The 12,858-nt window shown below is 60.2% G+C and carries 9 protein-coding genes; 7 read left to right on the forward strand and 2 right to left on the reverse strand.

Annotated features, from left to right (window positions below; translation table 11 throughout):
- Nucleotides 1–172: 172 nt before the first annotated feature.
- Complete coding sequence (locus tag WBQ96_RS02165; RefSeq protein ID WP_336546689.1) at nucleotides 173–475, forward strand: DUF982 domain-containing protein; 303 nt, start codon at nucleotides 173–175, stop codon at nucleotides 473–475.
- 38 nt (nucleotides 476–513) lie between these two features.
- On the opposite strand, the gene WBQ96_RS02170 is transcribed toward WBQ96_RS02165, so the two are convergent.
- Nucleotides 514–1,491, reverse strand: coding sequence for a LysR family transcriptional regulator (locus WBQ96_RS02170; protein ID WP_337035856.1), 978 nt, complete (start codon nucleotides 1,489–1,491; stop codon nucleotides 514–516).
- A 761-nt stretch (nucleotides 1,492–2,252) separates the two neighbouring features.
- Here WBQ96_RS02170 and WBQ96_RS02175 point away from each other — a divergent pair.
- A complete protein-coding gene (locus tag WBQ96_RS02175; protein WP_336546686.1) occupies nucleotides 2,253–5,270 on the forward strand; it encodes a calcium-binding protein in 3,018 nt (1,005 codons plus the stop codon).
- 70 nt (nucleotides 5,271–5,340) lie between these two features.
- On the opposite strand, the gene WBQ96_RS02180 is transcribed toward WBQ96_RS02175, so the two are convergent.
- On the reverse strand, nucleotides 5,341–6,525 hold the full coding sequence (locus WBQ96_RS02180) for an NADH:flavin oxidoreductase/NADH oxidase (RefSeq protein ID WP_336546683.1): 1,185 nt from the start codon (nucleotides 6,523–6,525) through the stop codon (nucleotides 5,341–5,343).
- 266 nt (nucleotides 6,526–6,791) lie between these two features.
- Between WBQ96_RS02180 and WBQ96_RS02185 the strand changes: the two genes are divergently transcribed.
- The 5 genes from WBQ96_RS02185 (at nucleotide 6,792) to WBQ96_RS02205 (ending at nucleotide 12,802) form a co-directional block, all read left to right on the forward strand.
- A complete protein-coding gene (locus WBQ96_RS02185; RefSeq protein ID WP_336546681.1) occupies nucleotides 6,792–7,820 on the forward strand; it encodes an NADP-dependent oxidoreductase in 1,029 nt (342 codons plus the stop codon).
- A 170-nt stretch (nucleotides 7,821–7,990) separates the two neighbouring features.
- The gene (locus WBQ96_RS02190) at nucleotides 7,991–9,622 is read left to right on the forward strand and encodes a 3-(methylthio)propionyl-CoA ligase (RefSeq protein ID WP_336546679.1); all 1,632 of its coding nucleotides are present in this window, start codon (nucleotides 7,991–7,993) and stop codon (nucleotides 9,620–9,622) included.
- A gap of 98 nt (nucleotides 9,623–9,720) precedes the next feature.
- Nucleotides 9,721–10,854, forward strand: a complete 1,134-nt coding sequence (locus tag WBQ96_RS02195) for an acyl-CoA dehydrogenase family protein (RefSeq protein ID WP_337035857.1) — start codon at nucleotides 9,721–9,723, stop codon at nucleotides 10,852–10,854.
- 17 nt (nucleotides 10,855–10,871) lie between these two features.
- Complete coding sequence (locus WBQ96_RS02200; RefSeq protein ID WP_336546675.1) at nucleotides 10,872–11,648, forward strand: enoyl-CoA hydratase/isomerase family protein; 777 nt, start codon at nucleotides 10,872–10,874, stop codon at nucleotides 11,646–11,648.
- Entirely contained in the window at nucleotides 11,648–12,802 is a 1,155-nt protein-coding gene (locus WBQ96_RS02205) for an acyl-CoA dehydrogenase family protein (protein ID WP_336546672.1), read from the forward strand. Before WBQ96_RS02200 ends, WBQ96_RS02205 begins: the two co-directional genes overlap by 1 nt.
- The last annotated feature ends 56 nt before the right edge of the window (nucleotides 12,803–12,858 follow it).

The following is a 12,858-nucleotide window of genomic DNA, read 5'->3' on the forward strand; positions in this document are numbered from 1 at the left end:
TATTGTCGCCAAGAAGTTCGCTGGCGGACAGGTGACGACGCGCGTCCTGGTCGACGGGGAATATTACGATGTCGACAATCGCCAGCTCGATCTTCTTGAAATGGGCCGTACGCCGGAGCAGATATTCCTGGAGCCGGCAGTGAAACACTAGTCGGACCAAGGGAGAATGCAGATGGATAAGCTGCAGTTCACAGTTCCGGTACGGATCAAGGCCGACCCCACCGCGCATGTTTCGGAAATCTACGATGTCGACGATGCCCTGACATTTCTTCAGAATTGGGAGACCGGGCGGCTTGGCCCGGTCTACCAGACCGCCATGAGCTCGTGCTTCGCAGCCAAGGTCGATGAGGCGACGGCTGAACAAGCCCGAAACGATTTTCTGAATTTCGCGCAAGTCGCCGGCATCCTGGCGAAGGACGATGCCCCTTCGACCGTTCCCGATAACAATGATGGATTGAAGCCCCTTCCGAAGTAGCAGCGTGACAGAAGTTTCGGGCTGGGCCACGATCTGAATCAGGCAATGCGCCGCTGTCTGACGGTATCGAATCTATGGCGCATTTTTTGTTCAAATTCGTCACGAACCTGCACGATTTGCTGGCGCAACCATTGGTGGCCGGTGTCGCCGTCGTGTCGGGCGTGCCAGAACATCTTGATGTCGCTTGCCGGAAGCGGCACAGGCGATTCATAGATCTGCAATCCGAGGTTGGCAGCCACCAGCTCCGCGAACTGGAGCGGGACCGTGGCCACGTGGTGCGAACGGGCGGTCGCCAGCGCAACCCCTAGCGTATGCGGCAAAACAAGCGCCACATGCCGCCTGCGCCCGACCTTGGCGAGTGCGGGGTCCACTATGCATTTCACCTTGCCGTCGAGCGATCTCACCGCATGATGAAGCTGGCAAAACAGATCGAGGGGGAGCATTTCGCGCGGCGCGATCCCAGCACCTGCAATCCGCGGATGGTGAGATGAGGCCACGACGACGTAGGGCGCGTGCAGCAAGTGTGCACTGGATGTCCAGTCTGGAGCCTCGAATTCGGCATCGATCGCAATGTCGACCGCATCTTCCTGAAGCAGCCGCTCGATGCCGCCCCAGGCATTGTCGACAAGCTGGAGCGAAACGCCCGGCGCTTCATCCGCGAAGCGGCTGGAAAGCGCGGGCATCATCATCAAGGAGAATACGTCCGAGCCGAGAAGCGTGAACCGCCGCTGGATGGTCGCCGGATCGAACTGCTTTCGCTTGCGCAAGGCGAACTCGATCGTGCCCAGCGCCTCGCGAACGGATGAACCGAGTTCCAGCGCGCGGGGGGTGGGTATCATGTCATTGCCGCGGCGAATGAAGAGCTGATCGTCCAGAATCTCGCGCAGCCGCTTGAGTGCGGCGCTCACAGCCGGCTGGCTCAATCCGATCTGGTCGCCAGCGCGCGTGACGCTGCGTTCGCGCATCAGCGCGTCGAAAACCCTGAGCAGATTCAGGTCGAATCCATTGAAGTTCATTCACGTGCCCCCTCAAGACAAATGATCGTTTTTCCTCGAATGGTGAAGGAAAAAACTGCCAAAACAGCGAAAGAAATGATGCGCAGAAGAAGAAGTAACAGGATCACTGCTGCATTGGCGCCCGCCCTAATGCAAACTGCCTGAAGGGCAGTCGTTTATCGAAGCTACGAACAATTGTGGCAATTGCGCGACAATCCCAGTGGTATTTGAGTAGGCCAGAAGACAAACCCGTCCTTCGTCGGAAGCTTACGAGATGCTTGGCTAATTGGTTCGCAAGGCTGAACCGCGGAGGAAGGGTCTGTCGACGCACTGTATTTGTGCAGGGCGAACTGTATTTGCGTTGAGAGAACTGTATTTGTTCCGTGGATGGAAACCATACGATTATTGAATTTCACAAGCTTCGTATCAGTCACTAAATGGCATTCCTGTTGCGGATTCAGGCGGAGAATCGAAGAAATACGAAATATCGCGAAAGCTACGATGTGATTTCGTGATGGCTTTCAATCGGGTCATGTGGCGCCATAGGCACCGAATGGCGCGGTGCAAGCCGAAAGAAATTATCAGGCTGAGGGCTAAGAGCCATTCAGCCTTTCGAGGGATGTTCCAGGCTGCGGCAGGGCTGGGTGTCCTTTGATCGAGGGGGCCGCAACCGCGTCCAGATCAGGACGGCGGTTTAGCTGGCACGAAAACGAGTTGAACCAGACTGCCTCGCATATGCGAGGCGGCTACGCACTTCTGCGTCATCAAGGAGGTAACTGACGATGGCAAATATACCAGGAACAGATGCGGCCGATACACTATTCGGGACCGGCGATGCGGATGTTATCACCGGCGGCTTGAGCGATGACACCATTCTGGCGTCCTCGGGAAATGACACAGTGTCGGGCGGGTTCCAGGACGATTACATCTCCGGGGATGACGGCGCCGACGTGCTCAACGGCAATTCCGGCAGCGACATGATCGATGGTGGCGCGGGAGCCGACAGGATCAATGCCGGTACCGGTGATGACAGGATCATGGTCTTCGACCTGGCGAATGGCAACGGTGACATAGTCAATGGCGGTCTCGGCTTCGATACGTTGATGATCAACTACGCAAGCCAGGCAGCGGGGGTCACCTTCACTGCGAAAGATCCGATCGCGCAGTCGACCTTGTTGGGAGGCATCAGCGTCGTCAATGTCGAGCAATACCAGATAACGGGCAGCGATTTCGGCGACACTCTCACCGGTGGTCGCTGGAACGACACCCTCGATGGTGGCGCCGGCAACGATACCCTCAATGGCGGCATCGGCAACGACTTCCTCACCGGCGGTGAGGGCGACGATATCGTCGATGGCGGCAATGGTGTTGACTACATCATGGGCGGTCTAGGTCAGGACACGCTCAAGGGCGGTTACGGCGGCGACATACTCATGGGCGACGCCGGCAACGATAAGATCTACGGCGATTATGGTGACGATCTCCTGATGGGTGGCGACGGCAACGACGCTCTGACCAGCGGAGAAGGCAACGACATCATACAGGGCGACGCTGGAAACGATACAATCGATGGCGGCAACGGCAATGACATCCTCGCCGGCAATGCAGGCATCGACACCATCAAGGCTGGTGCTGGAAACGACATCATCAGTATCGTGATCGGCGAGGGCAAGGATACGATCGATGGCGGCACCGGCGCGGACGTGCTGGTGATCAACAAGCTGGCCGGCGCCTTCACCGCCAAGGCCCCTACCGTCACCAACACGCTCTCGGACGGGTCCACCTTCATTGGCATCGAATCCTACCAGCTGGACAGTGGCGCGGGTTCCACCAGCGCCGACAGGTGGACAGGCTGGGACGGCAACGACACGATGACGAGTTGGGGCGGCAACGACACGCTCTCGGGCGGCAAAGGCAACGACACTCTCGACGCCGGCACCGGCATCGACACTGTAAGCGGTGGCGACGGTAACGACACGATCTCAGTGGGCAATGGGGGCAAGGACACCGTCCGCGCCGGCGCGGGCATCGATTCGGTCACGATCCTCCGCAAGGACGTTGCAGGCGCGTTGACCTTCTCGATCACCGGGAACACAGGAAAACTCAGCGATGGCACCGTCGTCACGGATGCCGAGCACTACACGATCCACGCCGGATCGGGCAGCGACACCCTGACTGCCGGATCTGCCCTTTCGGTCAAATTCTATGGCTATGGCGGCAACGACAAGCTGATCGGCGGTGCTGGCAATGATACCCTTGATGGCGGTGCCGGCAACGATACCATCAACGGTGGGGACGGCAACGATGTGGTCTATGACAGCGGTGGCGCCAACTCTATCAATACCGGCAACGGCAACGACAGTGTCTCGATCGACATAAGCGCAGGCACCGGCGCTAACACGATCCTGTTGGGCACGGGCAATGATGCCGTCAGGATCAACTATGCCGGCGGCAGCACCGCTGGAAAGTTCACTGTCGATGGTGGTACGGGTACGGACATCGCTTCGGTCAGCCGATCGCAAGCGACCAAAAACCTGACCTTCGTCCTTTCGCCCAATGCGACGCTGACAAACGGCGACGTGACGTTGAAGAACATAGAGGCGGTCCAGATGTGGTCCGGCTCAGGTGCCGACAATCTCACCGGCGGAGCGCTCAATGACACGTTCCATGGTGGGGCGGGCAACGATACGCTGAAAGGACTTGCCGGTAACGACAGTCTATATGGCGGATCAGGTGCCGACCGGCTCGAGGGCGGTGACGGAAACGACGTACTCCATGCGACCTACAACACTCAGTTCGACACGGGGGCAGACAAGCTTTACGGCGGCGCCGGAGACGACAAGCTGCGCATCAACCATGGCGATTTCGCCGACGGTGGCACGGGCAGCGACCGCGTTTACGTCGATCTTTCCAATCAGGCCACCGGTGTAAGCTTCACCTTCTCGAACGGGACCGTCGCGGTCAATTCGGTAACCAAGTTCACGGCCGCTGAAAGCCTCGAATTCTACGGAACCAGCGGCAATGACACGGTTACGGCCAGCGCACTCAACGACGTGCTCGTGGGCAACAATGGCAATGATACGCTGCGCGGTGGAGCCGGTAACGACAGCCTCGAGGATGGCGCGGGCAACGACAAGCTCTACGGCGATGCGGGCAATGACATCCTTATCCGCACCAACGGCAACGGTGTCGACGTCTTTGACGGCGGCTCGGGTTCGGACACGCTGAAGTTCGGTTTCTCGTCGGAGAAGTCGGTCATCCTGGATCTGGCCAACAACGCCAACAATGCCGGCATGGCCAAAGGCCTGACGGTCACGGGAATTGAGATCGTCTATGGCAGCGCGCTGGACGACGACATTCGCGGGACGTCCGCCAATGAGAAGTTCTTCGGCGGCGACAGCGACGATTTCCTTTTCGGCGGTGCGGGCGACGATGTTCTGGAAGGTGGAGCGGGCGGTGACCTGCTTCAGGGCGGCGCCGGCAAGGATCAGTTTGTCTTCCACACCGATGGTTTCGGAACAGGTGACCAGATCGTCGATTTTACGCGCGGCCAGGACAAGCTCGTCATTGACCGCTCGGACTTCGGGATGGCTGCCAGCGGCAATCCCGGGTTCGTGGTAGGTGCCGATCCGCAGGCTTCGGGAACCGGTCCGCAGTTCCTGTTCGAAACGGACAATGGGCGGCTCTGGTTTGATCGCGACGGGACGGGCAACAATTATGACGCCGAGCTTATCGTGACCCTAGCCAGCGACACCACGCACGTCTCTACGCTTTCGCTCAGCGATTTCCTGTTTGTTTGAGGCATCGAAAACTCAAAATCTTGTCGACGGGCGCGCCATATGGCGTGCCCGTCAGATTTCAATCGCCTATCTAAGCGTCCCTCGGCCTGTCCCATGCGACACTGGGTGGCCGGTCGAGTTGTAACGTGGATGCCGGCGGCTTGGCTTCCGGATGGACATAGGTGAAACCAAGCCAGTTGTTGGGCCGTGCGCGCATATATTGCGGCGGATAGGCTATGTCGGCGCCGAGTGCGGCGGCGGCATGGATGCCCCATCGCGGATTGTCCAGCATCGGCCGGGCCAGGGCGACAAAATCGGCCTCGTCATTGGCGATGATGGCTTCGGCCTGTTCAAAGCGCCCGATCATGCCGACAGCCATTGCTGTCAGGCCGGTATTCTCCTTGATCGAAGTGGCGAACGGTACCTGATGGCCGGGCGTCGCGGGAGGGATGGATATGCCGGGTGCGATATTGCCGGCAGACATGACGACATAGTCCAGACCGGCCTGCTCCAGCGCTTGCGCAAAGATGACTGCATCATCGAGACTGAAGCCCTCGGGATGCCAGTCGGTGCTGTTGACGCGGAAGCCGAATGCCTTCTCCTTTGGCCAGACGCTGCGCACAGCGCCGACGATTTCCAGCGCAAAGCGCATGCGGTTTTCAAGCGAGCCGCCCCATTTGTCGGAACGTCTGTTGGAGAGTGGCGAAAGGAAGTTGTGGATCAGATATCCATGTGCGCCGTGGATCTCGATAAGATCGAAGCCGGCGCGATCGGCGCGTTGCGCGGAGCAGGCAAAGGCGTCGATGATGCGCAGGATTCCCTCTTCATCGAGTTCTTCGGGCACTTGCCAGTGCTTGTCAAAGCAGATGGCCGATGGGGCAACCGGCTTCCAGGCGCCTTCGTCCAGCGGAAGCGGTTCGCCGCGCCAGCGATCCGGGATCGTTCTTGTTGCCGCCTTGCGGCCGGCATGGGTTAGCTGAAGGCCCAGCTTGGCGGTCGACAGTTTCTTTGCCGTCACGACGAGTTCTGCCAGGGCCCTCTCGTTCTCGTCGCTGCAGATTCCCAGGCAGCCGAGCGTGCCGCGGCCGATATCCTCGACTGCTGTCGCCTCCATGATGACCAGGCCTGCCCCCGACATCATGAGATTGCCGATGTGGATCAGATGCCACGGTTGCGCCGTGCCTTCGACGGCACTGTATTGGCACATCGGTGAGACGACGATGCGGTTTTCAACCTGAAGACCGCCAATTCTGCCCTCGCCGAACAATTGGCTCATGATGCGTTTCCCGGCCCTTTTTCGGCAACTTTCAGAGTTCGGCATAATGGGTGAACGAGGCCACCCCGCAATCCTCCTGAAGGGAGGCAGCATCAGTTTCACGGATGTGAATTGCCGAAGATCATGCCCAGAGGTTCCGAAGAGTTTCACAAGCGTGAAACAGGGCCGACGACAGCTTATCGCTTTGACCGTTCTCTGCAGCTCGATCAAATTGTCCGAAGATGGCGACTGCAGATTGCGTTTATGTCGCTTAGCGGGAGGATGCATTGATAGCGAACCGACAAATCGCCTTTGCGGCGAGGCCGGAAGGACGACCGGCGGCCGAGACATTCATCATGCGCGAAGCGCCGATGCCCGTGCCCGAAGCGGGCGAAATCCTGTGCCGCAATCTATGGCTCTCGGTGGATCCTTATCTGCGGCTGAAGATGCATGATCGAGAGAGCTATACGCCGCCTCTGCAGATCGGCGAGACGATCCCGGGCCGAAGCGTGGCCGAGGTGATTGAGGCCCGCGCACACGGGTTCTCAAAAGGCGATCTGGTTGCGGTTTCCGGCGGCTGGCAGGATTTCGCCGCCGTGCCGGCGAAGGCGGCCAAGCTGATCCCGCTTCGCACACCTCACCCGACCGCCTATCTCGGACCGCTCGGCATGACCGGAGAGACCGCCTATGCCGGCCTGCTGCAAATCGGCAAGCCGAAGCCGGGCGAGACGCTGGTCGTGTCTGCCGCCGCCGGTGCGGTCGGCGGGCTTGTCGGCCAGATCGGAAAGGTAAAAGGTTGCCGCGTGGTCGGTATCGCTGGTTCGCAGGAAAAGTGCCGCTTCGTGACCGAAGAGCTGAAATTCGACGCCTGCGTGAATTATCGCGCGCCGGATTTTGCAAGCGCGCTGAAGGATGCGTGCCCGAAAGGCGTCGATATCTATTTCGACAATGTCGGCGGGCCGGTGACGGAAGCAGTCCTGCCGCTGGTCAACAACTTCGCGCGCGTGCCACTGTGCGGGCTGATCTCGCAATATGACGGCCAGAAGGCTGGAGACCCTCGCGCATTGGCCGAACTGATGCGCTGGATACTGGTTCGCCGGATAACGATCCGCGGGTTCATCGTCTATGACATCGCACCCAACTTCCCCGACTTCGAAGGCGAAATGACGAAATGGCTAGATGAAGGCCTGGTCGTCAGCCGCGAACATCTGTCCGAAGGTTTCGACAATATCGTTCCGGCATTTCTGGGTCTGCTCGGTGGAGAGAACACCGGCAAATCGATCGTGAGGATTGCCGAACCATCATCGCTCCTCTGAGGGTCGTGGGAAGCTTTCAAGAGCTTAGGTAATGCCTGCCAGTTTCATGGATGTGAAACTTCCCTTCGCAATTGCGTTTTGTTTGACAGGAGGCCCGGCGGTCGAGAACTCTACAGAGCACCGCTGCCGGAGGAGACCGGGCAAGCGCGGTTGCGCTGGAGGAGATGCCTATGCTCGGTTTGATGCAGGACCGCCCACTGCTGATCTCGACCCTTGTCGAGCATGCGGCGCGCTATCACGCAGGTGTCGAAATCGTCAGCAAGACCTGCGAGGGGCCGGAACACCGCACCAACTATGCCGGTATCAGGTCGCGCGCTGCCAAGCTTGCCAAGGCGCTGGTGCGGCTTGGCGTGAAGCCGGGCGACCGCGTCGCGACGCTGGCGTGGAACACGCATCGCCATATGGAGCTTTACTTCGCCGTCTCCGGTCTCGGCGCCGTGCTGCATACGGTGAACCCCAGGCTTTTCCCCGAGCAGATCGACTACATCGTCAATCACGCCGAAGGCAGCGTGCTGTTCTTCGACATCACATTCGCCGATCTGGTGGCGAAGTTGCAGCCAAAGCTGGCGAGCGTCGAAAAATTCGTGGCCATGACCGACGCAGCGCATGTGCCGGGCAATGTTGGCGATTGCCTTTGCTACGAGACGTTGGTCGAAGCGGAAGATGAAGATTTCGAATGGCCGCTGTTCGACGAAAGAACTGCTTCGTCGCTGTGCTATACATCCGGCACCACCGGTAATCCGAAAGGCGTCCTCTATAGCCATCGTTCCACGGTGCTGCACTCCTTCACGGCCTGTTCCAGTGACGGGCTGAAGCTTTCGAGTGCAGACAGCGTGCTATTGGTGGTGCCGTTGTTCCATGTGAATGCGTGGGGCATTCCCTATGCGGCGGCGATGTGCGGCGCCAAGCTGGTGCTGCCGGGGCCATGGCTCGATGGCAAAAGCATCTATGAGCTTGCCGTGCGCGAAGAGTGCAATTTTTCACTCGGCGTACCGACGGTCTGGCTGGGCTTCTTCAAGCATATTGACGAGAATCCTGATCTCGATCTTTCGCAGATCAAGCTGGAGCGCGTGGTCGTCGGCGGGTCGGCGGCACCACGCGCCATCATCGAAAAATTCCACGAAAAATTCGGTGCTTTCGTCATCCATGCTTGGGGCATGAGCGAGACAAGCCCGCTTGGCTCCATCGGTAATCTCCTGCCCAAGCATCGCAACCTGCCGCTTGACGAGCAGGTGACGATCCAGGCCAAGCAGGGCAGGGCGATCTATGGTGTCGAACTCAGGATCGCCGGCGAGGATGGAAAATCGCTGCCCCATGACGGATCTATCGCCGGCGACCTGATGGTGCGCGGACCGTGGGTCAGTTCCGGCTACTTCAGGGGCGAAGGCGGCGATGTTCTCGATGCGGATGGCTGGTTCGCGACAGGCGATGTGGCGATGATCGACGCCGACGGTTACATCCAGATCACCGACCGCTCCAAAGATGTCATCAAATCGGGCGGCGAGTGGATCAGCTCGATCGATCTCGAAAATGTCGCGGTCGCGCATCCCTCCGTTCAGGAAGCGGCGGTCATTGGCCTGCCGCACCCCAAATGGCAGGAGCGGCCGCTGCTGATCGTGGTGAAGAAGCCGGGCACCGATCCGTCGCGGCAGGAGCTGCTGGACTTCCTGTCCACGCGGGTCGCCAAATGGTGGCTGCCGGACGATGTGACCTTTGTCGAGGAACTGCCGCATACCGCCACCGGCAAGCTGCAGAAGACGAAACTGCGCGAGCAGTTCAGGGATCACGCGCTGCCAGCGTGAAGCAGACTTCACATCTGTGAATATCAACAGCACGGTTATGCAGAGATTGTGTGCCTTGGCGGGATCGCCTAGCGTCACGGCTCTGCATCAAGGGAGGAATGATGCCGCAGGCAATGTTTGACGATCCGGACGGCATGCTGGCGATGCTGCGCGAAAGTGCTGCAGGTTTCACTGCACAGCATTCCGGCACCAAGTCGCTCCGTGACAAGCGGGCAAGTGCTGGCGATCTCGACAAGCAAGCGTGGAAGGCGATGGCCGAGGCCGGCTGGACCGGGTTGCTATTGCCCGAGGGTCTCGGTGGGGCAGGGCTCGGCATGCGCGAGCAGGCTGTGCTCAGCGAAGCGCTCGGCCGGGCGCTGATTGCCGAACCCGTAGCTATGGCGGCGGTGTTCTCAGGCGCTCTCCTCGCCAATGTTTCCGTATCCGAAGAGCGCACACGGCTTTGCGCCGGCATTGCCGACAGCAGCGTCATCGCAGTGCCTGCATGGCAGAACCCATCGAAATCAAGCCATGCGAGGCCGGTTGTCGCCACGGCGACAGCGGGCGGTTTTGCGCTGACCGGCGAAAAGCATTTCGTCGATGCCGCGCGTTCGGCGACGGATTTTCTGGTCGTGGCGGATTGTTCCGAAGGCTGTCTGTTGCTCAGCGTGCCGGCGGCAAGCGCCGGCGTGACCATTAACGAGCGGCCGGGTATCGACGGCGCGATGATTGCGAGCCTGACTTTTGCTGGATGCGAGGTGCCGGAAAGCCTGGTGCTTGCACGCGCCGAAAGTGCCGATGCATTGCTCGAATCTCCCATCCTTCACGCGCGCCTTGCACTGGCAGCCGAACTTGCGGGCATCGCCTCGCGCGCGCTGGAAATCACCATCGGCTACACCAAGGACCGCGTGCAGTTCGGCAAGCCGATCGCCAGTTTCCAGGCGATCCAGCACCGGCTGGTCGACATGTGGTCTGATGCGGAATTTGCCTGCGCTGCCGTCGTCAACGCGGTGGAAACACTCGATGCCGGCGATGTTCGAGCCGCGCGGCTCGCCGTGCTTGCAGCCAAGGCGCGGGCCGGCGACGCCGCCGTTTCGATCTGCCGCCGGACTCTGCATCTTCATGGCGCGATGGGCTTCACCGACGAGTGCGACATCGGCCTCTACCTGAAGCGCGCCATCAATCTCAATGCCACGCTTGGCCAGTCCGAAGCGCTGCGGCTGCAATTCGTCGAGCTCGAGCGCGCAGCCTGAGCGACTGGGAGGAATACATGGAAAACAATCTGATCAAGACCGAAATCAAGGATCACGTCGCCATCGTGACGATGGACGCGCCGCCGGTGAATGCCCAGTCGCGGGAGTTCGTCGAGGAATTCATCTCGGTCTTTGATGAACTGAATGAAACGCCGACCGTCCGTGTCATCGTGCTCACCGGCCGCGGTAAGATCTTTTCGGCCGGGGCCGACATCAAGTCGCGCGGCAAGGTTGGGGCTGTTCCCGGCGACACCTATCGGCATCTGCGCCGTACCCGCGAAGTCGGCTTCTGCATTATGGAATCGAACAAGCCGGTGATTGCTGCGGTCAACGGACCCGCGCTTGGCGCCGGCATGGGGCTCGCTATCTGCTCGGATATCATTCTTGCTTCCGACAACGCCGTCTTCGGCCTGCCGGAAATCGATATCGGCCTGATGGGCGGCGTGCGCCACACGATGCGGCTCATCCCGCATTCGCTTACGCGGCGCATGGTGCTTTCCGGCTACCGCGTGCCGGCGGCTGAACTTTATCGGCGCGGCATCATCGAGGCCTGCGTGCCACTCGAGCAGCTGATGGACGAGGCGATGAAGATCGCCAATGAGATCGCCAGGAAGAGCCCGGCGGCACTCAGGCTCGCCAAGCGCGCCATCAACACTGTCGAGACGATGAGCCTGAAGGACGGCTATCGTTTCGAGCAGAACCTGACTGTCGAGATGACCCAGCACGAAGATTCCAAGGAAGCCATGCGCGCCTTCCTCGAAAAGCGCGAGCCGGTCTTCAAGGATAGCCTGTGATGGCGGCTGACTGGAACGAGCTACCCGACGAGGAATTCCGAAAAGTCTTCCGCAGCTGGGTCGACGAGAACTGCCCGCCGCATCTGCGCTACATGCGCAAGCAGCGTCCGCTCTTCGACGAGGTGGCAGAGTGGTATCACGCGCTGGCGGCCAAGGGCTGGCTGGCGCCGACATGGCCGCAGGAGCATGGCGGCATGGGGCTCAGCCCGGCCAAGCACATGATCTATGTCGAGGAATGGGGTCGGCTCGGCTGTCCGCGCATTCCGGATCACGGCATCGGTCTCGTCGGCCCGCTGCTCATTCAATACGGCACGCAGGAGCAGAAGGCGCATTACCTGCCGCGCATCCTCTCGGGCGAGCATGTCTGGTGCCAGGGCTATTCGGAACCAAACGCAGGCTCGGATCTGGCAAGCCTGCGGACGCAAGCCGTGCTCGACGGCGACGAATTCGTCATCAACGGTCAGAAAATCTGGACGACGCTTGCCCATTGCGCCAACTGGATTTTCGTCCTGGTGCGTACCGACAAGGAAGCCAAGCCGCAGAGGGGCATCACCGTTCTGCTGGCCGACCTGACGTCGCCCGGCGTGCGCGTGCGGCCGATAACCAATCTGCGCGGCGAGGCGGATTTCTGCGAAGTGTTTTTCGACAATGTTCGAGTGCCGGCGAAGAACCTTGTCGGCAAGGTCAATGAAGGCTGGACGGTCGCCAAATCGGTGCTCGGCCACGAGCGCATCTTTCTCGGCGCGCCGACACGCCCGGAATATGCGCTGGGCCGGCTGGAGCGGCTGGCGGAAGCGCGCGGCGCCTTCGACGATCCGGCATTCGTCTCGCGCTATGCGAAGCTTCGGTTGGACCTCTACGATCTCGGTTCGAGCTTCGAGCGCTTCGCCAAGGTGCTGCGTTCCGGCGGCGAACTTGGGGCTGACGTCTCCATGCTGAAGATCTTCACCACGGAGCTCTATCAGCGCATCACCGAGGAGATGCTTCTGGTGGCGGGAGAGGAAGCGCGTTTCGCCGACGATCTCGATGCCGGAAACGGTCAGGTCGATGCCATGAACCTGTTCCTGGATTCGCGCGCGCCGGCCATCTTCGGCGGATCGAACGAGATCCAGAAGAATATTCTGGCGAAAGCGGTGCTGGAATTGCCGGGCTGACAAGGGCAAAGGTCGCAAGACGCAATCACCGGGAGTGAGGGGTTGCGTCCGAAGGG

The sequence above is a fragment of the Mesorhizobium sp. CCNWLY176 genome (assembly GCF_037153935.1).
In the GTDB taxonomy this organism is placed as follows: domain Bacteria; phylum Pseudomonadota; class Alphaproteobacteria; order Rhizobiales; family Rhizobiaceae; genus Mesorhizobium_M; species Mesorhizobium_M zhangyense.